Genomic DNA, 26,831 nt, shown 5'->3' with positions numbered 1-26,831 from the left:
ATAAGCACTCTCCTTACCGCCTGGCAACGTACCAGTCGGCTCCCTCCGTCCATAAGGAAACGCATTTGACCACCATCCAACTCATCAGCGCCATCGTCTTCGGCCTTGCGCTCATCCACACCTTCGCCGCCAAATCGTTTGAAACCCTGGCGCAGCGCCATCCCCGCCACGGGGGGCTGCTGCACTTGCTGGGCGAAGTGGAAGTCGTGTTCGGCTTCTGGGCTTTCATTTTGATCATCATCATGGCCTTTGTCTCGGGCGGCGATGCGGCCATCGAGTATGCCGAATCGCGCCAGTACACGGAACCGCTGTTCGTCTTTGTCGTCATGGTGGTGGCCGCTTCGCGCCCCGTGCTCGACGCCGTGCAGCGCCTGCTCAAGGGCGTGGCGCGCGTCATGCCGCTGCGCACGGAACTGGCCCTCGTCTGGCTGGGACTGGCACTCGTGCCCCTGACGGGCTCGATGATCACGGAACCGGCCGCCATGACGCTGGCCGCGCTGATGCTGGCGCCGCAAATCTTTCGCCCGGGCATTCCTGAATGGCTGAAATATGGCGCGCTGGGCGTGCTGTTCGTCAACGTTTCCATCGGCGGCACCCTGACTTCGTACGCGGCGCCGCCCGTGCTGATGGTGGCCACCACGTGGAACTGGGACAGCGCCTACATGGCCAGCCATTTCGGCTGGAAAGCCGCCATCGCCGTGCTGGTCAACGCCACGGGCGTGAGCATATTGCTGCGTAAATACCTGCACAGCAACACCTCCGACATCAAGCCGAAAGCCGGTGACGTGGAAGCGCCGAAAGTGCCGCTGGCCGTCAGCGTCGTGCACATGATCGTGCTGGGCGGCGTGGTGGCCCTGGCGCACCATCCCGTGCTGTTCTTCGGCCTGTTCCTGTTCTTCCTCGGCTTCGTGCAGGCGTATGAGCGTTATCAAAGCCCGCTGATCCTCAAGGAAGGTTTATTGGTCGGCTTCTTCCTCGGCGGCCTGGTGGTCTTGGGCGGCATGCAGCAATGGTGGCTGCAGCCCATCGTCTCCAGCCTGAAACCGCTGGCCCTGTTCTTCGGCGCCCTGGGCTTGACGGCGATCACCGACAATGCGGCCCTGACTTACCTCGGATCGCTGATCGTCGGCATGACGGACGAAGCGAAATACATGCTGGTGGCTGGCGCCGTGGCCGGTGGCGGCCTGACCGTCATCGCCAATGCGCCGAATCCGGCCGGCGTATCCCTGCTGCGCCGCGGTTTCAAGGATGAATCGATCGGCGCCGTCGGCCTGCTGGCCGGTGCCCTGCTGCCGACGGCCGTGGCGGCCCTGGCTTTCCTGGCTTTGTAATCACTGCAGTGCGGCGGCCACCCTGGCCGCCGCATTAATCCCCTTCGTACACGAGGAAGTGCAGCCGGTCATAAAACAGGCTGTAGGCATAGTCGAACGTGCCCACGCTGCGAAAACCCTTGTGCAGATACACCTGCAGCGCTTCGCTCTTTTCCCATACCGTCAAGCTGATGCGCGCGCAGCCCTTGCGGCCGGCCAGGTCGCGGATTTCATGGAACATTTGCCTGAACAAGCCCTGGCCCCGGTATTTCTCGTCGATGGCCAGGCTGCTGACGAAACAGTCGTCGGCGCGCGCATGCGCCAGCACGAAGGCGTCATACGCATCGTCGAGCGCCTTCATGTCGTCGCGGTAATATGACACGGCGCCGCAGGCCTGGAACTCGTCCATCGTCGCGGCCGTGAAAAAGCCGATGAAGCGGTCATCCTCGTCATGCAGGCCGTGGATGTGCGCCAGATACGGGTCGATGTTCTGCCGCCGCTGCAATTCGACGAACTGCAGATTGAGTTTATTTCCAAAAGAACAGTATTCCAGGTAGCTGGTGGCAAACAGCAATTTGGCCATGCGGTTCTTCGTCTCGTCGTCCAGCAGTTCGCCCGCCACCAGCTTGAGCGGCGCATGCGACAGCAAGCCCGCCTGCGCCTCGTCACCTGGCGGGGCCGCATCGCCGATGGCCGGCATGCGGCTGCCGTGGCGGCCCACCGTGGGACGCCAGAAATTACCGACAGCAATATGCTGCGAACGGTGGGCCAGCAGGTAGCGGCAAAAAACGTCATTCACACGGTCCAATAGCGGGTCGTCCGACAGCACCGAGTAATAGTGAAAATGATCGATATCCGCCCGCAGCTGGGCCGCATACGCCATGCGCGGCACTTCCTCGATGTCGAACACGTCGACGATGTCGGGCAGGCGCAAAGGATCGTCGAGCTGCCAGCCGATGTCGGCTAGCCGCGCCACGCAGCGCGCATACGCGCGCCGCTCTTCGTCGCTCAAGGGGATGTGCATCTCGGTAATGATATCGTCCAGCAAGCGCATGCTGCGGATGCCGCCCGCCACCGCTTCGCGCGCGCCGTCATACAGCACGCCATAGCGCTGGTAGAACTCGGCATGACTGAGCACGGTCACGCCCAGGTTTTTCTTCCATTCGGCATAGAACTGGCCGAACAGTTGCGCTTCGAATTGCGGGCAGGAATGGGGAATTTCCCCATCGATACCCGCATAGGCGAGGTTCACATTGCGCTGGATCACACGCAGCGCCGCGTCGTTTTTCTTGGCAATCAGCATGCCCGTTTCATCGAGAAACAGATTCATCCAGCTGACATGCCGGCGCGCTTCACTGTCATCAGCGTTGCGCTGGAAGTAGTCGGGCACTTCCGGTTTCATCAGGAAAATCGTCGCGGGATTGTGCGGAATCGTATCGACATCCATATACATGCCGCCGTATTCGCACATGATGAGAATGCGGAAATAATCGGACAAGGTGGCGAAGTAGCGCTGCGCATGCAGGGTATCGAGGATGTCGAAGCGGGCCGGCGCAAAGTCCAGCGCCAGCGCGCGCAGCGAGTTGATGTGCAAGGTCGTGCCGCCGATGGCATAGCGGCCTATCGTGTAGCGCCCGGCGCCGCCCGTGGGGCTGAAGCGCGCGTCATTGCGCAGCTGCTGCACATCCCACACCCACAGGATGGAGACATACGGCGCGCCGCCGTTGTGCCGCACCTCGTCCAGCGCCGCGCCCCACTGCTGAATCGCTTCACAGGCGATGGCCGGCAGCGGCCCGCCCATCCAGATGCGGTGCAGGTAGCGCTCATCGTCACCCAGCGCGCGCGTGGGGATGCAGCTGAGCGAGGAACAGCTTGCCGCATTGAAATACGTAAAATTGCCGGCGACAAAGCTGCGCAGGGCCGCGACGCCCGCCTGGTGCTGCGCGGCCAGTTGTTCCTGGTCGCTGCCGGCCGGCCCGACATCGGCCAGGGTGATGTAATCGAGTTTCAGCCGGTGGATGCGGAATTCGTATTCCAGGCTGAAAATCTTTGCTTGATCGTGTTTTGAGGCCAGGTCATCTATTTTCATGGGCGCACCATTTTCCACAGGAAAGTGTCAATCAACGTCGCAGGAGGTAAAACAGGGGCGGGGACATGCGCAGCGTGGCGCCATCAGTGCCGGGCCAGCCGCACCTCGCTTTCCCGGCGTCCCGCCATGCCCCGCGTAAACAGCAGCAAGCAGGCGGCGATGACCACGATGACGGGGATATTCAGCAGCGCATACGTTTCCAGCGCATAGCCGAAGCGCTGGCACAGCACGTTGTACAGCTGCAGCCAGGCGGACAGATAAATGCAATACAGCAAGCTCATGGCGGCCGTCGTCAATGTCATCGACTCCTTGCTGGCCGTAATCGCGCTGCGGAGCAAGGCGCCGTTGAACAGGCCGAAGCCGATGGAATAGACAAACATGCAGGCCGCAAACACATCGACGTGATGGCGGCCCAGGCCCGCGCCCAGCATGCCGCCCGCCGCGATCAGCCCGCCCAGGCGCAGCAGATGGACGAGCGGAAAATCCTGGCGCAGGCGCTGGATGGCGATGCTGCTGAGCACAAAGCCCGACAAAATCACGCATTGCAGCGCGATATACGTGGCGTAGGAGGCGCCCATTTCCTGCAGCACGAAGATGGGCGAAAAGCCGATCCAGGCCGTCAGGGGCACGGTGGCCAGCCCGGCCGTGAACATGCCGAACATGAAGCGCCCGTTGCTGAAAATGGCGGCATAGCTGCGCACGATGGCGCGGCCATCCAGGCGCGGCTGTGTCGGCGCCGTGCGCGGCATGCTCTTGAACAGGCCAAGCAGAGACAGCAGCGCCAGCAGGCCGGAGAGAAAAAACACGTAGCGCCAGTCCAGCCGGCTGATGATGGCGCTGCCGAGGATGGGACCGGCCAGGGGCGCAAGGATGGTGGTGCTCGACAGAATACTGCTGAGCTTGACGGCCGCCATGTCGTCGAACAGTTCATGGATCATGGCATAGCCGATGAAGATGAAGCAGCAGCCCATGCCCTGGATGAAGCGCAGGGCGAGAAATTGCTCGATGGAATTGGCAAATGGCACGGCCAAGGTGGCCAGCAAGAACAAGGTATTACCAGTCAGCACCAGCTTGCGCTTGCCGATCGTGTCGGCCAGGGGCCCGAGGAAAATCTGCAGCGAACTGCCGCCCAGCAGATACAGGCTCAGGGACAGGGGGACGAATTTTGCCTCCGCCTTGAATTCGTCGACGATGCCCAGCATGGCCGGCATGATCATGTCGTTCGACAGATAGATATTCAACTCAAAAACGAGAAAAAACGCAAAAAACCACAACAACTGCCTGGACTTGATGGACATGGCGCGTTCCGTAACGTGGGTGGCTGCCGTCAGTGCGTATCTGCCGTCGGGGCATGGAACGGCGGATACGGATCACACTGAAACGTGTACCAATTGTATACCAGTTAGGGTTTTTATCGCTTGATTTTGTGATTTTTAAATACCGCAACAATACCACTTACGCCAAATACACGGCGCTGCAGCAATGGCGCCGGGCTGAAAAGAGCGCCGCCATGCGGAAAAAAAGAAGAGCCATGCGTACCAGTGCCTGCCGTGCCGTTGCGGCGCGCGGCAGGCTGGCTTAGCGGCGGCGGTGACTGGCGAAGAAATCGAGCAGCATCTTGCTGGCGTCGGGCTTGGCCTTGTCGTTGAACGGCAGGCTGGCGTCACCGCCGCTCCACGCGTGTTCAAGGTGCTCGACCTGCGCCACGCGCAGCAGCACCTCCTGGCCCACCTGATAATCGTGCAGCGCATACGCATGGGCCGGATTGCGCCCGCCCGCCGCCCCGCCCGGCAGACGCTGCACCGTCACCAGCGTATCGGCTGGCATGCGGTTCACGCGCACGCTCTGGCGCACCAGCTGCGTCTGGTTGATGGGCCGCACCACCTTGTCGGCCAGCCCTTGCAACAGGATGGTCGGCAGGCGGGGAAACGCGGGCTGGCGCGCCAGCACTTCATCGATGGCCGCGTCGGCACGGGCGGCAGCGCCATGCTGCATCACGCCCAGCGCGCCGATCAGGTTATGCCCGGCGCCAAACACGGGCCCCGAGTGCAGGCCCAGCGCGGCAAACAGATGGGGATGGTTCAGGGCCACGATATGCGCCATGCCGGCGCCGGCGGAAATGCCGCAGATATAGATGCGCGCGCGGTCGATCGCATAGCGGGCCGCCACCTGCTCGATGGCGCCGACGATCAGGCGCACGTCGCCGCCGCCCTCCTGCGTCAGCTTGTCGTACCACTTCCAGCAGCGACGCGCATGCGAACGCAACGATTGCTGCGGATACAGCACGGCATAGCCCTTGCGTTCGGCCAGGCGGTTCATGCGCGTACCTTCGGCAAACTGCGTGGCGCTCTGCTCGCAGCCGTGCAGCATCACCAGCAGCGGCCGGCCCCGGCTGCGCATGGCGGCGCTCGGCGCCTTCTCGGGCAGGTACAGGAAATACGGCAGGCGCCGGCCCGGCAACTGCCCCAGTTCCGGCAACGGCGCATAGTGGGCGGCCAGCCACTTGCCCGGCGGGGGCGCCGTTCGCTTGCGCACGCGCGGGGGAGACAGGGGCGTGGCAAACGGCGCCAGCGCGGGCACGGCATCGCTGGCGGGCCTGGCGCGCGGCTTGGGACTCGCCTTCGCGGTCTTGGCCACGGCCTTGCGGACCCTGGGCTTGGCGGGCACGGGCCCGAACAGCACCTTGGCCAGTTTGGTCGCCGTGCGCTGCTGCGCCTTACCGGCGCGCAATAGCCCACGCAGCCATTTGGTGGCGGGCTTCACCATGGCGAGCGGCGCGCGTGTCGTGGTGGAGCGTACCGCAAGTTCATCCCTCTGCATCGTTGCATCGTCAGCATGTGCGGCCTCCTCCGTAGAACGCATAGAGTACCGCAATTGGCTGACAACACCGTTCGTTTGCGCACCGATAAAAGTGCCCCCGGCACCATTGAGGCAGATCAAGCGTGACCTTGGGCGTATGCTTACGCTAGGTGTTCGATCAGCATTTCACCAGAGGAGAAAACACCATGAGCTATCTGGACCGCGACATCCTGGGCATGTACCGCAACCACGACGGCCCGGGGCCGGCCCTGATGGGGGCCGACACCCTGCTCGGCGACGATGTCTACAATCACAACGACGAGGAACTGGGCGACATCAAGGAAATCATGCTCGACATGCGCACGGGGCAAATCGCCTATGCCGTGCTGTCCTTCGGCGGCATCCTGGGCATGGGCGACAAGCTGTTTGCCGTGCCCTGGGAACGCCTAACCCTGGACCCCGTCAACAAGCGCTTCCTGCTGAACGTGGAAAAAAACCAGCTGAAAGACGCACCCGGTTTCGACAAGAACAACTGGCCCGACATGGGCAGCGACGCCTGGAACCAGCAGATGGAAGCGTTCTATGGCAGCGGCACGCGCTATGGCAGCATGGGGGGCAGCCGCATGCCATCGGGCAGCGACCTGCGCGGCGGCGCCAGCGTGCAATCAGACAGCGAAGGCAGCATGTCCGGCACCTCCATGAGCGGCAGCCGCGCCGGCACGGGCAGCAACCAGGGCGGCTCGCGCTCATCGCTCAGCGATGATGAGTAGGTAGAACCTGGGTCGGGTAGGTAGGGTAGGTCGGGTAGGTCGGATTAGCGGCGCAGCCGCGTAATCCGACACCACCAGCGGCACGGTTAACACCACCAAACCGCCAAACCGTTAACCCGGCTGACACCACTAACACAGCACCATCGGTCGCGCCAACGATGGCGTCGGATTACGCGTGGCTTCGCCCCGCTAATCCGACCTTGTATTATTCCCCTCATGCCGTTCGTGGTATTGCGAACGGCATCGACCGCTGTCAAAATCTTGGTAGGCATATCAAGACCGGGTAACTGGATGCCGTATCCGCCCTTAGGCCCCGAGCCAGCTCCGTAGATCTCGCACCAGTTACCCATCCTCCATGTCAAGATCGGACAGTATCTTTGGCACCGGCATGCCGGTTAGCCCGCATTTGCAAGGTAGATCGCAAGAGGAACACAGCATGTTTAATTTAGGAATCGACGTTGCCAAGGCCAAGCTCGACTGCGCGCTGCGCCTACCCAACGGCAAGCATCGTAACAAGGTTGTCGAGAACAACCACACAGGATTCACTGCACTCAACGCATGGCTGCTGAAGCACGCTGCCGGCAACCCCAGGGTGTGCATGGAAGCGACTGGCACCTATTGGGAAGGGGTGGCCGAATATCTCGCTGGACTTGGCATGGTGGTCAGTGTCATCAATCCGGCCCAGATCAAGGCCTTCGGCGCTTCGCGCCTGGTGCGCACCAAGACCGACAAGGTCGACGCACAACTGATCGCCGACTTCGCCCACGAACGCCAGCCAGAGCCCTGGCTGGCGCCATCGCCCGCCGAGCAATCGCTGCGCGCGTTGGTGCTGCGCCTGGATGCCCTGCAGGCGATGCGCCTGCAGGAAAGCAACCGGCTTGAAGTCGCGCGCGCGGCGGTACGCCAGGGTATCGCGGATCATATTGCCTGGCTCGACGCCGAGATCAAGGCGCTGATCCTGGCGATCCGCCGCCATATCGATGACGACCCGGATTTACGCGACAAGCGCGAACTGCTCGATAGCATCCCTGGCCTGGGCGAGCGGACGATTCCGGTACTGCTGTCCTACTACGCCAATCCGGACCGCTTCGACAGCGCCAAGCAGGCGGTAGCGTTTGCGGGACTCGACCCGCGCCAGCACGAGTCGGGTTCCAGCGTGCGTGGCAAGCCACGCATGTCGAAGGTTGGCCACAGCTTCCTGCGCAAGGCACTGTACATGCCGGCCATGGTGGCAGTCCATAAGACGCCTTGGGGCAAGCGCTTCGGTCAGCGCCTGCGTGACGCCGGCAAGGCGCCCAAGCTGATCATCGGCGCCATGATGCGCAAGCTGGTGCATGTGGCATTTGGTGTGCTCAGGTCGGGAAAAATATTTGATCCGGCCTTGCATGCCGCTTGACGGGGATAACAGTATCTACCGCTGCATCGATTCCCATACCTTCTGCAAGCGCTTGGCAGAAACAGGCATCGGCGTCCTGAGTTCCTGCGCAAACAGGGACACGCGCAGCTCTTCCAGCATCCAGCGGAACTCGACCAGTTTCGGGTCCGTGTTCTTGCCGGCCTGGCGGTCCTTGGCCTGGCGCAGGTAGGGTGTAGCCGCTGACTGCCATTCGGCCATCAACTTGGTATCGCGCGCGGGGTCGGCGCGCAGTTTTTCCAGGCGCACATTGATCGCCTTCAAATAACGGGGGAAGTGCGCCAGCTGCGTGTACTCGTTTTCCGTCAGGAAGCGTTTATGCACGAGGCCCTGCAACTGCGACTGGATATCGGTGGCCGCCGCTGCGGGAATATTTTGTAGCCGCTTGGGCAAGCCGTGGAATTCCGTCAGTACTTGCGACAGCAGGCGGGCGATTTCATTCACCAAGAGCACCAGGCGCGACTTGCCTTCCGCCTGGCGCTTGGCAAACGAGGCGGCGTCCAGCGGCAGCGGATCTTGCAGGCAAGCGATGTCGAGCGCCTTGTTGATGATTTGCTCGCGCAACTCTTCCTGCGAACCGAGGGCCATGAATTGCATGCCCATCTGTTGCAGGCCAGGGATGCTTTTCTCGACGTACTTGATCTGCTCCTTCATTTGCAGCGCGAACAAGCGGCGCAAACCGATCTTGTGCGTGCGCGCGGCCACGGTCGGGTCGTCAAACACTTCCAGGTCGCAATGCGTACCCTTGTCGACCAGCGCGGGGAAGCCGATCAGGGTCAGCTTGCCCTGCACGATTTCGAGCAGCTCCGGCAATTCGCCAAAGGTCCAGGCCGTCAAGCCCATGTGCTGCGAGACGGTGGCATTGCTTGACGCCGGCGCGGCCGCAGTGGCAGTAGCTGCGCCCTTGCCTGCCGCGACTGTGGCGTTCTGCGCCTGCAGCCGCGACGCCACTTGCGCGCCCGCCACCTTGGCACCGGGCGTGCCCGTGCCCGACACGCCCGACACTTCGGCCAGCTTCTGGAAACTCTGGCGCGCCTGGCCGCCGAATTCCGCCTGCAGGGTGGCCAGGTTGCGGCCCATGTCCAGCTGGCGGCCGTGCTCGTCGATCACCTTGAAATTCATGAAGTGATGGGCAGGCAGGGTTTCCGGCTTGAAGTCCGTCGTCAGCACGTTGATCGTGATCTGCGTGCGGATATCGAGAATGATGGCGTCGATCAAATCGCCGCGTCCGAACACGCCCGCTTCATGCACGCGCTCGCAGAATTTCGCCGCATAGTCGGGCAGCGGCACGCAATGGCGGCGCAGCTTTTGCGGCAAGGATTTTAATAGCAGATGCACTTTTTCCTTCAGCATGCCCGGCACCAGCCATTCGCAGCGCTCGCGCGGCAACTGGTTCAGCGCATACAGCGGCACGCTCAAGGTCACGCCATCGCGCACGCTGCCTGGCTCGAAGTGATACGTCAGGCCCATTTCCAGGCCCGTCACGGACATGGTTTTCGGGAACAGGTCCGTCGTCACGCCGGCCGCCTCGTGGCGCATCAGCTCTTCGCGGTTCAGATACAGCAGCTTCGGGTTCTCGCGCGTGGCTTCCTTGTGCCATTTTTCGAAACCGGCGCCATTGCACACGTCCGCCGGCAGCAGCTTGTCATAGAAGGCGGCGATCAGTTCATCGTCGACCAGCACGTCCAGCCGGCGCGACTTGTGTTCGAGGTTTTCGATGTCCTTGATCAGCTTGTGGTTGTGCGCAAAGAATGGCGCGCGCGTGTCGAAGTCGCCGCCGACGAGGGCATCGCGGATGAAAATCTCTCGCGCTTCCGGCAAGTTGAAATTGCCGTAATTGATGCGGCGCTGGCTGTACACCACCAGCCCATATAAAGTCGCGCGCTCCGAGGCCGTCACTTGCGCCGAGCGTTTTTCCCAGCGCGGCTCGCCCCACGATTTTTTCAGCAAATGTTCGCCGACTTTTTCCAGCCATTCGGGCTGGATCTGCGCCACGCAACGCGCGTACAGCCGCGTCGTGTCGACCAGTTCGGCCGCCATGATCCACTTGCCCGGCTTTTTCAGCAACGAGGAACCGGGCCAGATATGGAACTTGATGCCGCGCGCCCCCAGGTAGCCCGCGCCAGGCTCGTCCTCGCCCTTGAAGCCGATATTGCCCAGCAAGCCGGTCAGCAAGGCCATGTGCAGGTTGTCGTAGGTGGCCGGCGCCTCATTCAATCGCCAGCCCTGCTCCTTGACGATGGTCAACAACTGCGAGTGCACGTCGCGCCATTCGCGCAAGCGCATCTGCGACAGGAAATTCGTGCGGCAATTATCCTGCAACTGGCGGTTGGTTTTCTTGTGCTCGATGGCGGACTCGAACCAGCGCCAGATTTTTAAATAGCTGAGGAATTCCGACTTTTCATCGGCAAACTTCTTGTGCGCCTCGTCGGCCGCCTGCTGGTGTTCCATCGGGCGGTCGCGCGGATCTTGCACGGACAGGGCCGAGGCGACGATCAGCACTTCCGTCAGACACGCGTTATCGAGCGCGGCCAAAATCATGCGGCCCACGCGCGGGTCCAGCGGCAGCTTGGCCAGCTTGTTGCCCAGCGGCGTGAGCTGGTTCACCTCATCGACGGCGCCCAGCTCCTGCAGCAGCTGGTAGCCGTCGGCCACCGCGCGCGCCAGCGGCGGCTCAATGAAGGGAAAGGTCTCCACGTCCGCCAGGTGCAAGGACTTCATGCGCAGGATGACGGCGGCCAGCGAGGAGCGCAGGATTTCCGGCTCCGTGAACTTCGGCCGCAGCAGATAATCCTGCTCCTCGTACAAACGGATGCAGACGCCATCGGCCACGCGACCGCAGCGCCCGGCGCGCTGGTTGGCGGCCGACTGGGCGATCGGCTCGACCTGCAACTGCTCCACTTTATTGCGGTAGCTGTAGCGTTTCACGCGCGCCAGGCCCGCGTCGACCACGTAGCGGATGCCGGGCACCGTCAGCGAGGTTTCCGCCACGTTGGTGGCCAGCACGATGCGGCGCGCATTGCTGGTCTTGAAGACCCGCTCCTGCTCTTCGGCCGACAGGCGGGCGAACAGGGGCAAAATTTCCACGTGCGGCGGATGGTGCTTGCGCAGCGCTTCGGCGCAGTCGCGGATTTCGCGCTCGCCGGGCAAGAACACCAGCACGTCGCCCGAGCCGATGCGGCACAACTCTTCCACGCCATCGACGACGGCATCCATCAAGTCGCGCTTTTCGCGCGCGGCGGCCGTGCGCTGGCCCGGTTTGTCGGCGTTCGCGGCACCCGGCATGGCCACCTGTTCCCGTTCCACAGGACGGTAACGCACTTCCACCTGGTACAGACGGCCCGACACTTCGATCACGGGCGCCGGCTTTTCCGGCGTGCCGAAATGGCGCGAGAAGCGTTCCGCATCGATGGTGGCCGAGGTGATGATGATTTTCAGGTCGGGCCGGCGCGGCAGCAGCTGCTTTAAATAACCAAGCAGGAAGTCGATGTTCAGGCTGCGTTCGTGCGCTTCATCGATGATGATGGTGTCGTAATTTTTCAACAACGGGTCGGTCTGCGTCTCGGCCAGCAGAATACCGTCCGTCATCAGCTTGACGGAGGCGCCACGGCTCAGGGTGTCGGTAAAGCGCACCTTGAAACCCACGGTTTCGCCCAAGGGCGTGCCCAGCTCCTGCGCGATGCGCTTGGCCGTCGAGGAAGCGGCGATACGCCGCGGCTGCGTGTGGCCGATCATACCCTTCTGGCCACGCCCCAGTTCCAGGCAAATCTTCGGCAACTGCGTCGTCTTGCCGGACCCCGTCTCGCCCGAGACGATGATCACCTGGTTTTCCATCAGGGCCTTGGCGATTTCGGCGCGCCGGCCCGAGACGGGCAAGTCTTCCGGATACGTAATCGGTGGCAGCGGATTGCGGAAGGCCTTTTCCGCCTCGCGCGCGGCGCGGGCCGCGTCACGGCTTTCCTGGCCCTCGCGCGGGGCGCGCTGCTGCTGTTGCTGCCGCTGTTGTAGTTTCGGCTGCTCCGCGCCCGGCGGCTGCTGCCTTTGCTGGCTCACGGGCGGACGCTGGCGGCCCTGCGCAGGCGCGGCGGCAGGCGTGGCAATATCCGCGCTGGCGGGCACATTTGCAACGGTGGAAGGAGGGGAAGACTTATTGCTGGCTGAAGACATTGTTTTTTTACAGGTATTTTAAGCGCGCACATCGCGCAGCGAATTATAATGCGCTTAATGGAAAACCCTACCCAATTCGTCCAATGGCTGCGCTCAGTCGCACCCTACATCCACGCCTTTCGCGGCAAGACCTTCGTGGTCGCCTTCCCCGGTGAACTCGTCAGCGCCGGGGCGCTGCAGGTGCTGGCCCATGATTTGTCCCTGCTGCATGCGCTGGACATCAATGTCACCGTTGTCTACGGCTCGCGGCCGCAAGTGGCGGAACAACTGGCCTTGCGTAACGTCGAAGGCCGCTTCCACAACGGCGTGCGCATCACGGATATCGCCGCGCTGGAATGCGCGAAGGAAGCCGCCGGCGAGCTGCGCCTCGATATCGAGGCCGCGTTCAGCCAGGGCTTGCCGAACACCCCCATGTCGCATGCGGCCATCCGTATCATTTCAGGCAACTTCATCACGGCGCGCCCGCTGGGCGTGATCGATGGCGTGGACCTGGAACTGACGGGCATCACGCGCAAGGTCGACGCCGAAACCATCCATTCCATCCTCGGTTCGGACGGCCTGGTGCTGCTGTCGCCGCTGGGCTTCTCGCCGACCGGCGAAGCGTTCAATCTGACCATGGAAGACGTGGCGTGCAGCGCCGCCATCGCCCTGCACGCCGATAAGCTCATTTTCATCACGGAAACGCCGATGATGGAAGACGCCACGGGCGTGGAAATCCGCGAACTGTCGTCGCACCAGGCCGAAGCCGTGCTGATGGCCGGTTTCTTGCCCGACGCCACGGCGTTCTACCTGAAACATTGCGTCAAGGCCTGCCACAACGGCGTCGAGCGCTCGCACATCGTGCCGTTCTCGATGGACGGTTCCGCCTTGCTGGAATTGTTTACCCATGATGGCGTGGGCACCATGATCAGCCATGAAAACCTGGAAAGCCTGCGCCAGGCCACCATCGAAGACGTGGGCGGCATCATCAAACTGATCGAACCGCTGGAAGCGGACGGCACTTTGGTGAAGCGGGGCCGCGAGCTGATCGAGCGCGAAATCGATTATTTCTCCGTCATCGAGCATGATGGCGTGATCTTCGGCTGCGCCGCCCTGTACCCGTTCCCCGCGCAAAAGATGGCGGAAATGGCCTGCTTGACGGTCAACCCGGAAGTGCAAGCCCAGGGCGACGGCGAACGCATCCTGAAACACATGGAAAACCGCGCGCGCGCCGCCGGCCTGAACAAGCTGTTCGTGCTGACCACGCGCACCTCGCACTGGTTCAAGAAACGCGGTTTCGTGCCCGCCACCGTCGACGATTTGCCGAAGGACCGCCAGCATATGTATAACTGGCAGCGCAAATCCCAAGTATTAATTAAAACCCTGTAACACGTGAAAAAGCCCGGCATGCCGGGCTTTTTCTTTACTGAAATATCATTACCTGATATTCAGCGGGGCGAACGATTTCACCAGGTCGTCGAGCGCCTTCAATTGCGCCAGGAATGGTTCCAGCTGGTCCAGCGGCAAGGCGCTGGGGCCGTCGCAGCGGGCGTTGTCCGGGTCAGGATGGGCTTCCAGGAACAGGCCGGCGATGCCGACGGCCAGGCCGGCGCGGGCCAGGTCCGCCACCTGCTGGCGGCGGCCGCCCGAAGCGGCGCCGCCGGGGTCGCGCTGCTGCAGCGCGTGCGTGACGTCGAAGATGATGGGCAGGTCGTCACATGTTTTTTTCATGACGCCAAAACCCAGCATGTCGACCACCAGGTTGTCGTAGCCGAGACAGGTGCCACGGTCGCACAGGATCAATTGATCGTTGCCCGCTTCCTTGAATTTTTCGACGATATTGGCCATCTGGCCAGGACTCAAAAATTGTGGCTTCTTGATGTTGATGACTTTACCCGTTTTCGCCAGGGCCACGACCAGGTCCGTCTGGCGCGCCAGGAAGGCGGGCAGCTGCAGCACGTCGACCACCTCGGCCACCTGCTGCGCCTGCCATGGCTCATGCACGTCGGTAATCACGGGCACGCCGAACGCCGCCTTCACATCCTGGAAGATGCGCATGCCTTCTTCCAGGCCCGGGCCACGGTAGGAGTGGATCGATGAACGGTTGGCCTTGTCGAAACTGGCTTTGAACACATAGGGAATGCCCAGTTTTTGCGTCACGCGCACATATTCTTCGCAGGCGCGCATGGCAAGATCGCGCGATTCGAGCACGTTGATGCCGCCAAACAGCACGAAGCTGCCTGTATTGCTGACGTCGATGCCATGGACTTTCACTGAGGTCATAGGGATTCCATATTAGTTAATTGTTACTACTTGCTTGGACGAGGCGCAGCCAGCGGCTGGCGCGATAAGGCATCTTACTAGCTAGGGCGGCGCAGATCAAATTTGATCCAGCGCAAGGGCGCGGCAAACGGCGCGTGGCCAGGCCGCGACGGCCCCGCGAGGGCAGGCGCAAAGTACCTTATAATCACGCTTTATCTCTACACTGATTCAGGAGCACAGATGGCCCGCACGATCCACTGCATCAAACTCAACAAGGAAGCCGAAGGACTGGATTTCCCACCGTACCCGGGCGAACTGGGCAAGAAGATTTACGAATCGGTATCGAAAGAAGCGTGGGCCGCCTGGCTCAAGCACCAGACCATGCTGGTCAATGAAAACCGTTTGAACCTGGCCGACGCGCGCGCCCGCAAATACCTGGCCACGCAAATGGAAAAGCATTTCTTCGGCGATGGCGCCGATGCGGCCATGGGTTACGTGCCCCCTACCGAGTAAGTGTCAAGCATTCCCGCCCGTGGCCGCCGCGCCACGGGCAGTTTCACCTGCGTTTCACGCCCTGCCCCGCCGTTTCACGGCACCGCCTCCCCGTTTCGTCGCACACCGCTCGCCGCCCATGCCGCCGGCTGGCACAGTACGTCCATCGACAACCTCACACCAAGGCGGACACCATGTTGCAGCACATCTTCAGCCACACCCCCCTCTACGTCTGGGCCATCCTGGGCTTTCTCGTGTACCGGGGCGTGCTGGCCAGCCGCGCGCGCGAAGTGACTTTGCGCAAGCTGTGCATCATCCCCCTGGTCATGCTGGTCCTGTCGCTGAGCGGCGTGTACGGCAGCTTCGGCCTGGCCGGCAGCGCGCCATTCGCCTGGGTGGCGGGCGCCGTGGCCGGCGCGGCGCTGGCCTGGACGCTGGTCGATGCGCGCAAGATCGTCGCCATACCCGAGCGGGCCAGCGTGCAGCGCCCCGGCAGCTGGGTGCCGTTGATCCTGATGATGAGTATTTTTTGCATGAAATATGCGGTCGCCGTGACCCTGTCCATCGTGCCGGCCTATGCCCATGCGACCGGCTTCAGCGTGCCAGTCTGCCTCGCCTACGGTGGCTTCAGCGGCATCTTCCTCGGGGGCTTGCTGCGCACCGTGGCCGTGTACCGCCAGGCGCATATGACAAGCGGCCCGCAAGGGGCCGCCGTGTAAGACAGGTACAAACGCCGGCGAACGCCGGCTATCACCTTAGTAGGCCAGCGTACGCACGCCTTCCGGCATGCCCAGCAGGCAAACATTCGCGCCGCGCACGGCGAACAGGCCGACGGCGATGACGCCGACGATCTGGTTGATCTGCTGTTCCAGCGCCACGGGGTCGGCGATCTGCAAGCCCAGCACGTCGATGATTTCGCCGCCGTTGTCGGTGATGAAGGCTTCGGTGCTGCCCGCTTTCAGGCGCAAGCGGGGCGTGCCGCCCAGTGCGGCCAGCTGGCGCGAGACGGCGGCGCGGGCCATCGGCACCACTTCCACCGGCAGCGGGAAGGCGCCCAGGGTCTCGACCAGCTTGGAGCCGTCCGCGATGCAGACAAATTGTTTCGCTACGGAAGCAACAATCTTTTCACGCGTCAATGCCGCGCCGCCGCCCTTGATCATGGCGCCGCTGGCCGTGATTTCATCGGCGCCGTCGATGTAGACGGCGATCGACTCGACGTCGTTGAGGTCAAAGACGGCAATGCCATGGCCTGCCAGGCGCGCGGCCGTCGCTTCGGACGAGGCGACCGTGCCCTTGATGCGGTGCTTGATCTTGGCCAGTTCATCGATGAAAAAGTTAGCTGTGGAGCCGGTACCGACACCGATGATTTCACCATCGACTACATAGTTAATGGCGGCGCGGGCTACGGCTTGCTTCAATTCGTCTTGGGTCATGACATTCAGGCTAAAGTGGGGAATGGCGCTATTTTAACGGATTGCCAGCCCGGCCAGCCGGCCATGATGACCGACCATGCCATGAGATACAACAGCTAAGCGGGAAAACCTTGCCATAGGGCAATTCCCCATTCAATTACTCTCTATGGCCTTTAAAATATGCGAAAATGGAATGATCGACCGATATGACGTTTCAGGAATAGCACATGAATCACAGTAAACAGGTACTTGTTGTCGATGACAGCCGGGTTTCACGTTTGATGTCGCATCAGTTCATCCTCAGCAAACATGCCGACTGGCAAGTGATTGAGGCGGCGACGGGTGAAGAAGCCCTGGAAAAAGTCAAGACAGTCAACCCTGTCCTGATATTACTGGATGTCAACATGCCCGGCATGGGCGGCGTGGCGGCGGCGGAACAATTGCGCGTGCTGTGTCCGCAAACGCACATCATTCTCGTCACGGCGAATGTGCAAAACGCCATCCGCAACCGTGCCAGCGAGCTCGGCGTCGGCTTCATGGAAAAACCGATCACGGAAACCCGCATCCATCAGCTGATCGAATCACTGGGACTGTGAGCATGATCAATCTCTCCGAACTCGAAAACGATGCCCTGGTAGAGATATTCAACATCGGGGTGGGCCATGCCGCCGCCGCGATGAGCGAGATCGTCAATGAAGAAGTGACCATGTCGGTGCCGTCGATCACGTTCCTGAACCGTGCCGACGCGGCCGCCCTGCTGGGCAGCAAGAAGGATGGCGAACGCATCTGCGGCGTCAGCCAGCATTACGATGGCGCCTTCGCCACCGAAGCCATCCTGATGTTCCCGGAAGACAAGAGCCTGGAAATCGTGCGCCTGATGGTGGGCGATGCCATGCCGCTGCAGGAACTGACGGAGATGGAACAGGAGGCGATGAGCGAAATCGGCAACATCATCCTCAACTCCTGCGTGGGCACCCTGGCCAACCTGTTCGACAGCGAACTGCATGGTTCGCTGCCGCTGTACCACGTGGGCACCAGCGCGGAAATCCTGTCCTCGTTCGGCGGCCGCGATGACGAAGCCGTCGTGCTGATGCTGCATATCGACTTCGTGCTGTCCAAGCACCAGATCCACGGCTATGTCGCCTTCGTGCTCGACCTGTCCGCCTTGCACGACCTGAAACAGCAGGTCAGCCACTATCTGGCCAAGGTCCTGGGACAGGCGTGACGATCATGCCGGATGCCTTACACCGACTCGCCTTGCTCGAAAGCATACTCGGTGCCGTCAACCTGGGCGCCATCGTGCTCGACGAGCAGCACCGCATCGTGCTGTGGAACCACTGGATGGCGCGCCACTCGGCATGCCGGGCCGACGCCATGCTGGGGCAGGACTTCTTCGCCGTCTATCCGGAACTGCGGCACAAGCGCATCGATTCGGCCATCACCCAGGCCCTGCGCGACAATTTCCAGTCGCTATTGTCGCAAACCCTGCACAAGGCGCCATTTGCCCTGTACACGCATGGCGTGGCCGCTGGCACGGCGGAAGGCCAGGAACGCATGCAGCAGGCGATCGCCGTCACGCCGATCAATCTACCCGGTTCGCCGCGCCACTGCCTGATCCAGATCAATGATGTCACCATCGCCGTGGGTCGCGAAAAGCTGCTGCGCGAACAGACCATGGTCTTGCGCTCGCAAACGTTTTCCGACGGCTTGACGGGCATTGCCAACCGCCGCCACTTCGACGTGGCGATCGAGAAGGAAATGCGGCGCGCCATGCGCACGGGCAGCCCCCTGTCGCTGCTGATGATCGATATTGACCATTTCAAGGATTACAACGACCATTACGGGCACCAGCAGGGCGACGACTGCCTGATCCGCGTGGCAGCCGAACTGGCCGCCATGCTGCAGCGCCCCACCGACCTGCTGGCACGCTATGGCGGCGAGGAATTTGCCGCCATCTTGCCCGACACGGACGCCGCGCAGGCGCTGCGCATGGCCGAGGCGCTGCGCGAACGGGCGGCCGGGCTGCGCATTGCGCATGCCAAGACGGGCAATGAGGTCAAGCACATCACGGTCAGCATCGGCATCGCCACGCAGCACCCGCAGCAGCAACTGGCCATCTCCGCCCTGATCGGCGCCGCCGACCGCGCCCTGTACCTGGCCAAGGGCGCCGGGCGCAACCGTGTGATGCTACAGCCATTGTAGAAAATGCAACGCCGGCAAAGGATTCCAGTAGACATCTTTACGGCGTGTGCGTAGACTCGTAACTAATTGCAGCAACAACAAGAATTTATCTTTGGTATCTATCCATGCGCCTGGCCTGCCCATGCGGGATACGGCCAGGAGCGCTTGTGAATCTCGATCCTCCCTTCAAATCCGGCTTGCCGGGTGCTGGCATGGATACGACCATGGTGAATGGCATGCGCCTGCTGCTGTCGAGCGCTACCTTGCTGACCCTGTTCATCGACCCCGAAAGCGCCGGCAAGCTGAGCAAGATCACCTGGCTGATCTTTTCCGCGTATACCCTGCACAGCCTGCTGCTGTATGTGCTGGCCGTGCTGGGCCTGAGTTTGCCGGAAGATATACTGCTGTACTGGCTGGACGTGGCCTGGTATGCACTGATCGTATTCTCCAGCAGCAATCACAACAACCTGTTTTTCCTGTTTTTTTTCTTTGCCATCCTGACCTCGTCGTTCCAGCGGGGCTTCGAGGAAGGCGCGCGCATCACCCTGGCCTCGGCCGGCCTGTTCGCCGCCACCGCCCTGTTCGGCGAAACGGATGCGGAACTGTCGCGCCTGCTGCTGCGCGCCACCTTCCTGCTGGCGCTCGGCTACATGATCGCCTACTGGGGCGGCTCGGCCATCACGCAGCGCAGCCACCTGGCGCTGCTGCGCGATGTCAGCCAGCTGTCCAATCCGCGCTTTGGCGTCGACCAGACCATTAGCTCGGTGCTGGAAAAAACCCGCAGTTATTTTAACGGCAGCAGTTGCCTGCTGGTCATGCAGGACAAGGGCACACGCGTCTGGTCGCTGCGCAGCGTACTGCATACGGCAACGGGCGTCGTGCACACCAGCTCGCTCCTCAGCGACGACGCGGCCAGTCCCCTGCTCGCTTTCGCGCACGATAAAATCGCGCTGTACAACCAGCCCGTCAGCTCCTGGCTGCCGTGGACCGGCGGCGCGCGCATGCTCGATTCCCACAGCGGGCGCTGGCTGCGGCATGACGACGCGGCAGGCGCCCGCCTGGCCGAACTGCTCGAAGCGCACGCCTTCATCAGCGCGCCACTGCCCTTGCGCAATGGCAAGGGCCACATCTTGATCGTCTCCGCCACCAGCATGAGCAAGACCGACGCCCTTTTCCTCAGCCATATCGGCGCGCAGGCGTTTCCCGTCATTGAAAACATCGATCTGCTCGACCGCCTTGCATCGCAGGCGGCCTCGCGCGAGCGCGAAAAGATCGCGCGCGATCTGCATGACACGGCCGTGCAGCCGTATATCGGCTTGCGCCACGGCCTGGCCGCCCTGCGCAATGAAGCCACGCCGGGCAATCCGCTGCTGCCCGAACTGGAAAAACTGATCCTCATGTCGGGTCAGGTGATCGCCGACCTGCGCAGCTACGCGCGCACCTTCAAGAACGGCCAGGTGCAAAGCGAGCCGGAATTGCTGGTGGCGCTACGGCGTCAGGCGGCACAAATTCACGAATTCTATGGCATCGACATCACCCTGCATATCGAGGGCGACCTGCATATCAACGACCGCCTGGCGGCCGAGGTGTTCCAGATCGTCAATGAGGGCATGAGCAATATCCGCAAGCATACCTCGGCGCGCCACGGCGCCGTCAAGCTGACCTGCGTGCAGGGCGCGCTGCACATCAGCATCGACAATGAATGCGCCGCCGCGCACGTGCCCGATTTCCTGCCCGACTCGCTGGCCGAGCGCGCCGCCGCCCTCGGTGGCAGCGCCCGCGTCACCCACAGCCGCCTGGGCCATACTTCCGTGCAGATCGAGATCCCGATATGACCGACATGAATGAACGCCAGCACCTGCCCAACGTCCACACCCACACCAGCATCCGCGTCATGCTGGTGGACGACCACAAGACCATGCTGTGGGGCCTGGAACGGCTGATCGGCGGCGAACACTCGGGCATGCGCGTGGTCGCGACGGCGTCCGACAGCGCAGCAGCGCTGGCACAGGCGCTGGCGCTGCAACCCGATGTCATCGTGCTGGACCTGGACCTGGGCGGCGTCAGCTCGCTGGCCATCCTGCCCGCGCTGGCGCAGTGCGGCAGCACGCGCGTGCTGGTGCTGACGGCCAGCCACGACCAGGCCACGCTGGACCAGGCCATCCTCAAAGGCGCGCGCGGGGTCATCAGCAAGGATGCGCCGGCCGAGATGGTGCTCAAGGCCATCGAAAAGGTCTACCATGGCGAACTGTGGCTGGAGCAAGCCATGCTGGGACGCATGATGACCCAGCTGACGCAGCCGGGCGGCGCATCGGCGCACGCCATCGCCGTGGCCAGCCTGACCTTGAAGGAAAGAAAGATCATCGCCGCGCTGGTGCACGGCAGCGGCACGCCAACCAAGCTGCTGGCGGACCAGCTGTGCATCTCGGAACACACCTTGCGCAACCACCTGACGTCGATCTACCGCAAGCTGGGCGTGTACAACCGCCTGGAACTGTACGCCTACGCCAGCAAGCACCAGCTGGGCGAATTGCCGCCCGCCAGCTGATTCCCGTTTCCGCAGCCGCACCTCCTCACAGGGCGCCCGCTTTGCCGGCGTAGCGCCAGGCATGCGTTCGGCCTGCGCCTGCGCGTGCCAAGCCCAGCCATGACAATTGTCCCGAAAAAATCGAGCATATCCTCCCGGCCGGAAAGGGAGGTTCTTCTGATGTAGATCAAGCTGCCCACTTCTATATTGGTGTTACCGGGGTGCACATCACACGCCACGGTCCACCACGATACGGAGCACGGCATGCGCCTAGCCAAGTTTCTTCCTGCATCACTATCCGCCTACTTGCAGGGCAAGGAAAAGGCCGCCTTCTACCGCTATGCCCTGGTCGCCGCACTACTGGCCGTGATCTGCATCATCGGGCTGCTGGCACTGGGAGTAAGCCCGTAAGGCAGCGTTTCGCGGAAATACCCCTGCAAGACAGCAATGCCGTTTCATCCACCGTAGTTCTTCAACCACCAGGAGTTGTCATGAACCTCATCAAAAACTTTATCCGCGAAGAAGATGGCGTGACCGCCATTGAATATGGCCTGATCGCCGCCTTGATCGCCGTCGTGATCATTGTTGCCGTCAAGCTCATCGGCACGAACCTGAACATCATCTTCAACAAGGTCGCTACTGCCCTGGTTCCCGCCGCGTAACAGACCACAAGCCGGGCTGGCCCTGTGCGGCCCGGCTGTTGGCAATTGTCCAGTTTCCGAGGTACGCCATGAAACGCCTGTTCTCCTGCCTGCATGAAGATTCAGCCGTCACCGCGATCGAATACGCGCTGCTGGCCAGTCTGCTGGCAGTGGCAGTGGTGGCCAGCATCAGCCTGGTCGGCGACCAGGTGCTGCTCATGTACGGCCATATCAAGGACCAGATCATCCTGGCACTATCATGAACGCCCTGCACAGCCATCGCCCCCTGTACCTGATCGTGCTTGGCTATGCCGCCGCGGTCACATTACTCCTTGGCAGCCTCTCCACGCTGCGCGACAGCGTGCCGATACTTTCCGGCTTTCTCCTCATTTCGCTGCTGTGCGCCGTGTTTGCGCTATGTGGCTACAGCCTGTATGTGATGCTCATGCTGCGCCCAGATCGCCTGTGCCATTATCTCTACCACGTGCTGCGCCGCTACCTGAGCAGGGAACGCCTGCTGCGCGCCCTGCCCGTGTTGCTGCTCATTCCCATCTTTGCCGCCAGCTTCACCGCCTTCAAAGCGGCCATTCCCCGCTTGCACCCCTACACCTGGGACAGCCGCCTGTCCGCCTGGGATATCGCCCTGCATGGCGGCACCGCGCCATGGGCATGGCTGCAACCGCTGCTGGGCTATCCATGGATGACGGGCCTGCTGAACGTCAGCTACCACCTGTGGTTCTTCCTGTTCTATGCCACGATCTACTGGCTGGCGCAAGACATGCGCCGCCCGCTGCTGCGCATGCAATTCCTGCTCAGTTTTGTGCTTTCCTGGATCATCCTGGGCAGCGTCGCGGCCTTGCTGTTTTCCTCCGTCGGCCCCTGCTACTACGGTCATTTGCACGGCAGCGACCCTTACGCCCCGTTGATGGCCTATCTGCACGAAGCCAACCAGCACTTCCCCATCTGGGCCTTGTCGGTGCAAGACATGCTGTGGCAAGACTACCAGAGCAGGGGTGCTTCCAGCGAACTGGGCATCTCGGCCATGCCCAGCATGCATGTCGCCACCGCCGTCCTGATGGCCCTGCTGGGCTGGCGTGTCAGTCGCGCCGCCGGCATCGCCCTCAGCGTTTTCGCCATGTTCATCATGCTCGGCTCCGTGCACCTGGGCTGGCACTATGCGCTCGACGGTTATGTCGGTGCGGCCGGCGCGGCGCTGGTCTGGCATGTGGTGGGCCGCATGCTGCGTGCCGGCGGCGTCTGCGTCAGCACGGTGGGCGCCGCGGCACCATGCATGAGCAAGGGAGGGCTGCTGTCATGAATGCCGCCCTGACCTCGCTGCTGTGCCTGGCCTTGCTGGCCGGCCTGCTGGGGGCTGCCCTGTGGCATGACCTGCGCACGCGGCGCATCCCGAATCGCCTGGTGCTGTGGGGCACGGTGGGCGGCGTGCTCCTGAACAGCATGCTGCCGGCCGGCGCCGGCCTGTTCCAGCAGCCGTTTGGCGGCCTGGGCCTGCCGCAGTCGCTGGCCGGCGCCGCTGCCGGACTGGCCCTGCTGCTGCCCATGTATCTGCTGCGCGCCCTGGGCGCCGGCGACGTCAAGCTGATGGCCATGTGCGGCGCCTTCCTGGGGCCGCTTGCCGTGCTCGAAGCGGTGCTGCTGACCTTGCTCGCTGGCGGCGTGCTGGCCATCGCCGCCGCCCTGCTGGGACGCCGTTTGCGCCAGGTGCTGAAAAACGCCTATCACATGCTGCTCGGCACGCTGCTGCAAAGCCTCGCGGGCGGCCCCGCTACCGTGGCCGAGCCGCCTGCCGTCACCGGCAAGCTGGCCTACGCGTTTGCCATCGCCAGCGGCACGGCCCTGCAAATTTTCCTGACGTACAACCACCTGTGGAGCTTGCGCTGAACAGCGCAACTCCATGACCGCAACCAGAACGGGACGCCATCATGAACGCCATCAGCACCCTGCGCCACTCGCGGCACGCCAGCCTGCTCGGCAACGCCTTCATGGCGGGCATCTGGGCCGTGTTTGCCTATGCCCACGTGCTCGCTTACATTCACATCGGTGACTGGAGCTATCTGCTGTTCTGCATGACGGAAACCGTCTCCGCGCTGTTTTTCCTGATCCGCACGGCACCGGACAATGTCTCGACCGACATGCGCGACTGGCTGCTGGCCATCGGCGCCACCTTCGCGCCTTTCTTCTTCAGTCCTTCCGACATGGCGCTCTGGGCCGATGCACGCTACCTGCTGCTGCCGGGCAGCGCCTTGCTGCTCACGGGCCTGCTGTCACTGAACCGCAGCTTCGGCCTGGTGGCTGCCCAGCGCACCATCAAGACCCGCGGCGTCTACCGCGTGGTACGCCACCCGCTGTATGCCAGCTACCTGATTTCCACGACCGGCTACGTGCTGGCCAATACCTCGACAGCGAATCTTCTCATCTACGTCGCGACGATGTCGCTGCTACTGGCGCGCCTGCTGCGCGAAGAGCGCTTCCTGGCTGCCGACGTGCGCTACCGCGCCTATATGCGCCAGGTGAAATACCGCTTGCTGCCTTTCATTTTCTGATCGCCAGCCCAGATCGACCAGCAACAAGGAGCCATCATGCCCGACACCTATCCAGAAGACCCCGCCGACGGCAGCATCACGCCGGCGGCGATGCGCGCGCCGCGCAATGTGGCCGAGACCGGCCTGCCCTTTTTGTTCCTGGTGGAACTGCTGGTGAAAGTCATGTTCCTGCGCGGCCAGATCGGCTTGCCGGCCCTGTCGGCGCACGTGAAGCTGGGCGCCGGCGTGCTCGAACCGCTGCTGACCTTCATGCGCGCCGAAAAACTGTGCGAGGTGCAGCGCACCGGCTACAGCGGCACCGACGCCGACCAGCAGTATCACCTGGGCGACCAGGGACGCCTGCGCGCCGCCGACTATTTGCGGCGCAATGCCTACAGCGGCCCCGCACCGGTCACGCTGGCCGACTACAGCGCGCAGGTGCTGGCGCAAAGCGTGGCCCGCATGCACGTCACGCGCGAAACCGTGCTGCAGCAGTTTCATACCGTGGTGGCCAGCACCGCCGTACTCGACCAACTGGGCGCGGCCATGAACTCGGGCCGGGCGCTGCTGCTGCACGGTCCCGCCGGCAGCGGCAAGACCTATCTGGCCGAGCGCCTGCATGGCTTGCTCAGCGGGACCATCGCCCTGCCGCATGCGGTCATGGTCGATGGTGAAGTGCTGCCCTTCCTCGACCCCATGCTGCACACACTGGCCAGCGACGCCGCGCCGCCGGCCGACCCGCGCTGGGTGCGTGCCCTGCGCCCCACCGTGCTGACCGGCGGCGAACTGACGCTCGACATGCTGGACCTGCAATTCGACCAGGGCGCCCGCCTGTACCAGGCGCCGCTGCACCTGAAAGCCAACAACGGCATCTTCATCATCGACGACCTGGGCCGCCAGCGCTGCTCGCCCGTGGAACTGATGAACCGCTGGATCGTGCCGATGTCGCGCCGCGTCGATTACCTGTCGCTGCACACGGGCTACAAGTTTCCCGTGCCCTTCGACGTCATTGTGGTGTTTTCCTCGAACCTGGCGCCGCGGCAGCTGGCCGACGACTCCTTCCTGCGCCGCATCGGCTACAAGATCCATATCGGCGAACTGAGCGGCTACCACTACGAAACCGTGTTCCGCCACACCTGCGAACAATTCGGCATGGTCTTCAACCACGCCAGCTACCACTACCTGCTGCAACTGCATGGCCAGCATGCGCGGCCGCTGCTGGCCTGCTATCCACGCGACATCCTGTCCCAGCTGTGCGACGTGGCGTGCTACGAAGGCCGTCCGGCACGCCTGGAAGCCGATGCGCTGCACTGGGCCTGGAACAACTATTTCGGCGCCGCCGACGGCTCCGCCGGCATACAGAACGGATCGGCATCGGTCCTGCATAAAGGAGTATCAAAATGAGAAACGCACGCGCTCTGACGATGATGGCCTTCGCGGTCATCCTGGCGTTCGTGGCGGTCATCGTGGCCGCGCGCTGGATCAATGCCCAGGCTTCGGGCAATACCAACAAGGTGGCCGTTGCGCTACTCGACATCAGCCTGGGCGCGCGCATCTCGCCTGAAATGGTGCGCATGGTCGACTGGCCCGCCAACGCGCTGCCGCCGGGCGCCTTCAACGATCCGAAACTGCTCGACGCGCGCGTCACGCGCACCAGCATCCAGCACGGCGAACCGATCATGGAGAGCAAGCTGGCGCCCCCCGGCACCCAGGGTGGCCTGTCGGCCGTGGTCGGCGAAGGCAAGCGCGCCATGACCGTGCGCGTCAATGACGTGGTGGGCGTGGCCGGCTTTGCCCTGCCAGGCAACTATGTCGACATTCTCGTCAACACCCAGGACGAGATGACCAAGAATGCCAGCGGACGCGACCCCAGCATTTCGAAGATCGTCCTCGAACGCATCCTCGTGCTGGCGATCGCACAGGAATCGAACCGCGATGATACCAAGCCCAAGGTGGTCAATGCCGTGACCCTGGAATTGACGCCGGACCAGGCGGAAAAGCTCGACCTGGCGCGCAGCGTCGGCACGCTCTCGCTGGTGCTGCGCAACCAGATCGAAGACAAACCCGTCAACACTGAAGGCGCCACCAAGACCAGCCTGCTCGACACCAAGGTCGCCGCCCAGGTACCGGCGCCAGCACCACGCCCTGTCGTGCGCCACCGCGTGGTGCAAGGGCCGGCCGGGCCGCAAGTCGATGTCATCAAGGGACTGGAACGCAGTTCCCAACAATTCTGAACAACGCGGAT

Annotated in this window: 26 protein-coding genes; 20 read left to right on the top strand and 6 right to left on the bottom strand. The window is 62.7% G+C overall.

From position 1 onward, the window contains the following. The first annotated feature begins 65 nt into the window (after positions 1 to 65). A complete protein-coding gene (locus tag KY494_RS24575) occupies positions 66 to 1,331 on the top strand; it encodes a putative Na+/H+ antiporter (protein WP_219888533.1) in 1,266 nt (421 codons plus the stop codon). Between the two features lie 34 nt (positions 1,332 to 1,365). Here KY494_RS24575 and KY494_RS24570 read toward each other — a convergent pair whose 3' ends face one another. Further along, positions 1,366 to 3,399, bottom strand: a complete 2,034-nt coding sequence (locus KY494_RS24570) for a GNAT family N-acetyltransferase (RefSeq protein ID WP_219888532.1) — start codon at positions 3,397 to 3,399, stop codon at positions 1,366 to 1,368. Positions 3,400 to 3,482: 83 nt separating this feature from the next. Further along, the gene (locus KY494_RS24565; protein WP_219888531.1) at positions 3,483 to 4,697 is read right to left on the bottom strand and encodes an MFS transporter; all 1,215 of its coding nucleotides are present in this window, start codon (positions 4,695 to 4,697) and stop codon (positions 3,483 to 3,485) included. A gap of 53 nt (positions 4,698 to 4,750) precedes the next feature. Between KY494_RS24565 and KY494_RS24560 the strand changes: the two genes are divergently transcribed. Continuing rightward, entirely contained in the window at positions 4,751 to 4,981 is a 231-nt protein-coding gene (locus KY494_RS24560) for a hypothetical protein (protein ID WP_219888530.1), read from the top strand. On the opposite strand, the gene KY494_RS24555 is transcribed toward KY494_RS24560, so the two are convergent. Continuing rightward, positions 4,978 to 6,219, bottom strand: coding sequence for a PHB depolymerase family esterase (locus KY494_RS24555; RefSeq protein ID WP_308836399.1), 1,242 nt, complete (start codon positions 6,217 to 6,219; stop codon positions 4,978 to 4,980). The two genes, KY494_RS24560 and KY494_RS24555, sit on opposite strands and share 4 nt — an antisense overlap. Before the next feature lie 185 nt (positions 6,220 to 6,404). Between KY494_RS24555 and KY494_RS24550 the strand changes: the two genes are divergently transcribed. Together KY494_RS24550 and KY494_RS24545 are read left to right on the top strand one after the other, a co-directional pair. After that, positions 6,405 to 6,968, top strand: coding sequence for a PRC-barrel domain-containing protein (locus KY494_RS24550; protein ID WP_219888529.1), 564 nt, complete (start codon positions 6,405 to 6,407; stop codon positions 6,966 to 6,968). Positions 6,969 to 7,356: 388 nt separating this feature from the next. Next, on the top strand, positions 7,357 to 8,364 hold the full coding sequence (locus tag KY494_RS24545) for an IS110 family transposase (protein WP_375143357.1): 1,008 nt from the start codon (positions 7,357 to 7,359) through the stop codon (positions 8,362 to 8,364). Between the two features lie 15 nt (positions 8,365 to 8,379). Here KY494_RS24545 and hrpA read toward each other — a convergent pair whose 3' ends face one another. Then, positions 8,380 to 12,549 carry an ATP-dependent RNA helicase HrpA gene (gene hrpA / locus KY494_RS24540; protein ID WP_258194414.1) on the bottom strand — a complete coding sequence of 1,390 codons (4,170 nt, stop codon included), beginning with the start codon at positions 12,547 to 12,549 and terminating at the stop codon, positions 8,380 to 8,382. 57 nt (positions 12,550 to 12,606) lie between these two features. Between hrpA and argA the strand changes: the two genes are divergently transcribed. Then, positions 12,607 to 13,917, top strand: coding sequence for an amino-acid N-acetyltransferase (gene argA, locus KY494_RS24535; RefSeq protein WP_046685875.1), 1,311 nt, complete (start codon positions 12,607 to 12,609; stop codon positions 13,915 to 13,917). Positions 13,918 to 13,965: 48 nt separating this feature from the next. Here the strand turns inward: argA and kdsA are convergent, their stop codons facing one another. Further along, positions 13,966 to 14,811 (bottom strand): 3-deoxy-8-phosphooctulonate synthase, encoded by an 846-nt coding sequence (gene kdsA / locus KY494_RS24530; protein ID WP_219136060.1) that lies wholly within the window; start codon positions 14,809 to 14,811, stop codon positions 13,966 to 13,968. A gap of 219 nt (positions 14,812 to 15,030) precedes the next feature. On the opposite strand from kdsA, the gene KY494_RS24525 reads away from it, so the two are divergent. Then, positions 15,031 to 15,303 (top strand): oxidative damage protection protein, encoded by a 273-nt coding sequence (locus tag KY494_RS24525; protein WP_034750797.1) that lies wholly within the window; start codon positions 15,031 to 15,033, stop codon positions 15,301 to 15,303. Positions 15,304 to 15,476: 173 nt separating this feature from the next. Next, positions 15,477 to 16,001 (top strand): DUF6622 family protein, encoded by a 525-nt coding sequence (locus KY494_RS24520; protein ID WP_219888528.1) that lies wholly within the window; start codon positions 15,477 to 15,479, stop codon positions 15,999 to 16,001. 36 nt (positions 16,002 to 16,037) lie between these two features. On the opposite strand, the gene rpiA is transcribed toward KY494_RS24520, so the two are convergent. Then, a complete protein-coding gene (gene rpiA, locus KY494_RS24515) occupies positions 16,038 to 16,715 on the bottom strand; it encodes a ribose-5-phosphate isomerase RpiA (protein ID WP_219136058.1) in 678 nt (225 codons plus the stop codon). A 206-nt stretch (positions 16,716 to 16,921) separates the two neighbouring features. On the opposite strand from rpiA, the gene KY494_RS24510 reads away from it, so the two are divergent. From KY494_RS24510 to cpaB, 13 genes are all read left to right on the top strand, one after another. Next, positions 16,922 to 17,290: a response regulator gene (locus KY494_RS24510; RefSeq protein ID WP_219136057.1), complete on the top strand. Its 369-nt coding sequence runs from the start codon at positions 16,922 to 16,924 to the stop codon at positions 17,288 to 17,290. A gap of 2 nt (positions 17,291 to 17,292) precedes the next feature. Next, the gene (locus KY494_RS24505; RefSeq protein WP_071075909.1) at positions 17,293 to 17,919 is read left to right on the top strand and encodes a chemotaxis protein CheC; all 627 of its coding nucleotides are present in this window, start codon (positions 17,293 to 17,295) and stop codon (positions 17,917 to 17,919) included. Between the two features lie 5 nt (positions 17,920 to 17,924). Beyond that, positions 17,925 to 18,896 (top strand): sensor domain-containing diguanylate cyclase, encoded by a 972-nt coding sequence (locus KY494_RS24500; RefSeq protein WP_219888527.1) that lies wholly within the window; start codon positions 17,925 to 17,927, stop codon positions 18,894 to 18,896. 146 nt (positions 18,897 to 19,042) lie between these two features. After that, on the top strand, positions 19,043 to 20,710 hold the full coding sequence (locus KY494_RS24495) for a sensor histidine kinase (RefSeq protein WP_219136054.1): 1,668 nt from the start codon (positions 19,043 to 19,045) through the stop codon (positions 20,708 to 20,710). Continuing rightward, positions 20,707 to 21,423, top strand: a complete 717-nt coding sequence (locus tag KY494_RS24490) for a response regulator transcription factor (protein ID WP_308836398.1) — start codon at positions 20,707 to 20,709, stop codon at positions 21,421 to 21,423. Before KY494_RS24495 ends, KY494_RS24490 begins: the two co-directional genes overlap by 4 nt. A gap of 243 nt (positions 21,424 to 21,666) precedes the next feature. Next, positions 21,667 to 21,813, top strand: a complete 147-nt coding sequence (locus KY494_RS24485; RefSeq protein WP_157751248.1) for a hypothetical protein — start codon at positions 21,667 to 21,669, stop codon at positions 21,811 to 21,813. Positions 21,814 to 21,893: 80 nt separating this feature from the next. Continuing rightward, entirely contained in the window at positions 21,894 to 22,064 is a 171-nt protein-coding gene (locus KY494_RS24480) for a Flp family type IVb pilin (RefSeq protein WP_096237373.1), read from the top strand. A 68-nt stretch (positions 22,065 to 22,132) separates the two neighbouring features. Then, complete coding sequence (locus tag KY494_RS24475; protein ID WP_219136053.1) at positions 22,133 to 22,306, top strand: Flp family type IVb pilin; 174 nt, start codon at positions 22,133 to 22,135, stop codon at positions 22,304 to 22,306. Next, positions 22,303 to 23,361: a phosphatase PAP2 family protein gene (locus KY494_RS24470; RefSeq protein WP_219888526.1), complete on the top strand. Its 1,059-nt coding sequence runs from the start codon at positions 22,303 to 22,305 to the stop codon at positions 23,359 to 23,361. The genes KY494_RS24475 and KY494_RS24470 overlap by 4 nt, the downstream gene beginning before the upstream one ends. Then, positions 23,358 to 23,945 carry a prepilin peptidase gene (locus KY494_RS24465; RefSeq protein WP_219136051.1) on the top strand — a complete coding sequence of 196 codons (588 nt, stop codon included), beginning with the start codon at positions 23,358 to 23,360 and terminating at the stop codon, positions 23,943 to 23,945. Before KY494_RS24470 ends, KY494_RS24465 begins: the two co-directional genes overlap by 4 nt. A 41-nt stretch (positions 23,946 to 23,986) precedes the next feature. Then, complete coding sequence (locus tag KY494_RS24460) at positions 23,987 to 24,607, top strand: methyltransferase (protein ID WP_219136050.1); 621 nt, start codon at positions 23,987 to 23,989, stop codon at positions 24,605 to 24,607. 36 nt (positions 24,608 to 24,643) lie between these two features. Beyond that, a complete protein-coding gene (locus KY494_RS24455) occupies positions 24,644 to 25,990 on the top strand; it encodes an ATP-binding protein (protein WP_258194411.1) in 1,347 nt (448 codons plus the stop codon). Beyond that, positions 25,987 to 26,820, top strand: a complete 834-nt coding sequence (cpaB, locus tag KY494_RS24450) for a Flp pilus assembly protein CpaB (protein WP_219888525.1) — start codon at positions 25,987 to 25,989, stop codon at positions 26,818 to 26,820. Before KY494_RS24455 ends, cpaB begins: the two co-directional genes overlap by 4 nt. The last annotated feature ends 11 nt before the right edge of the window (positions 26,821 to 26,831 follow it).

Origin of the sequence: Janthinobacterium sp. PAMC25594 (assembly GCF_019443505.1) — a bacterium.
Taxonomy (GTDB): domain Bacteria; phylum Pseudomonadota; class Gammaproteobacteria; order Burkholderiales; family Burkholderiaceae_D; genus Janthinobacterium.
This window is presented reverse-complemented; position numbering and strand designations above follow the sequence as displayed.

Coding starts and splice junctions, on each gene's coding strand:
- KY494_RS24550 (WP_219888529.1), top strand. CDS start 6,405: ATGAGCTATCTGGACCGCGACATCCTGGGCATGTACCGCAACCACGAC.
- KY494_RS24545 (WP_375143357.1), top strand. CDS start 7,357: ATGCCGGTTAGCCCGCATTTGCAAGGTAGATCGCAAGAGGAACACAGC.
- KY494_RS24460 (WP_219136050.1), top strand. CDS start 23,987: ATGAACGCCATCAGCACCCTGCGCCACTCGCGGCACGCCAGCCTGCTC.
- KY494_RS24555 (WP_308836399.1), bottom strand. CDS start 6,219: ATGCAGAGGGATGAACTTGCGGTACGCTCCACCACGACACGCGCGCCG.
- KY494_RS24485 (WP_157751248.1), top strand. CDS start 21,667: ATGCGCCTAGCCAAGTTTCTTCCTGCATCACTATCCGCCTACTTGCAG.
- KY494_RS24525 (WP_034750797.1), top strand. CDS start 15,031: ATGGCCCGCACGATCCACTGCATCAAACTCAACAAGGAAGCCGAAGGA.
- KY494_RS24480 (WP_096237373.1), top strand. CDS start 21,894: ATGAACCTCATCAAAAACTTTATCCGCGAAGAAGATGGCGTGACCGCC.
- KY494_RS24570 (WP_219888532.1), bottom strand. CDS start 3,399: ATGAAAATAGATGACCTGGCCTCAAAACACGATCAAGCAAAGATTTTC.
- KY494_RS24465 (WP_219136051.1), top strand. CDS start 23,358: ATGAATGCCGCCCTGACCTCGCTGCTGTGCCTGGCCTTGCTGGCCGGC.
- cpaB (WP_219888525.1), top strand. CDS start 25,987: ATGAGAAACGCACGCGCTCTGACGATGATGGCCTTCGCGGTCATCCTG.
- KY494_RS24470 (WP_219888526.1), top strand. CDS start 22,303: ATGAACGCCCTGCACAGCCATCGCCCCCTGTACCTGATCGTGCTTGGC.
- KY494_RS24490 (WP_308836398.1), top strand. CDS start 20,707: ATGACCGACATGAATGAACGCCAGCACCTGCCCAACGTCCACACCCAC.
- KY494_RS24475 (WP_219136053.1), top strand. CDS start 22,133: ATGAAACGCCTGTTCTCCTGCCTGCATGAAGATTCAGCCGTCACCGCG.
- KY494_RS24500 (WP_219888527.1), top strand. CDS start 17,925: ATGCCGGATGCCTTACACCGACTCGCCTTGCTCGAAAGCATACTCGGT.
- KY494_RS24455 (WP_258194411.1), top strand. CDS start 24,644: ATGCCCGACACCTATCCAGAAGACCCCGCCGACGGCAGCATCACGCCG.
- rpiA (WP_219136058.1), bottom strand. CDS start 16,715: ATGACCCAAGACGAATTGAAGCAAGCCGTAGCCCGCGCCGCCATTAAC.
- hrpA (WP_258194414.1), bottom strand. CDS start 12,549: ATGTCTTCAGCCAGCAATAAGTCTTCCCCTCCTTCCACCGTTGCAAAT.
- kdsA (WP_219136060.1), bottom strand. CDS start 14,811: ATGACCTCAGTGAAAGTCCATGGCATCGACGTCAGCAATACAGGCAGC.
- KY494_RS24565 (WP_219888531.1), bottom strand. CDS start 4,697: ATGTCCATCAAGTCCAGGCAGTTGTTGTGGTTTTTTGCGTTTTTTCTC.
- KY494_RS24560 (WP_219888530.1), top strand. CDS start 4,751: ATGGAACGGCGGATACGGATCACACTGAAACGTGTACCAATTGTATAC.
- KY494_RS24520 (WP_219888528.1), top strand. CDS start 15,477: ATGTTGCAGCACATCTTCAGCCACACCCCCCTCTACGTCTGGGCCATC.
- KY494_RS24510 (WP_219136057.1), top strand. CDS start 16,922: ATGAATCACAGTAAACAGGTACTTGTTGTCGATGACAGCCGGGTTTCA.
- argA (WP_046685875.1), top strand. CDS start 12,607: ATGGAAAACCCTACCCAATTCGTCCAATGGCTGCGCTCAGTCGCACCC.
- KY494_RS24505 (WP_071075909.1), top strand. CDS start 17,293: ATGATCAATCTCTCCGAACTCGAAAACGATGCCCTGGTAGAGATATTC.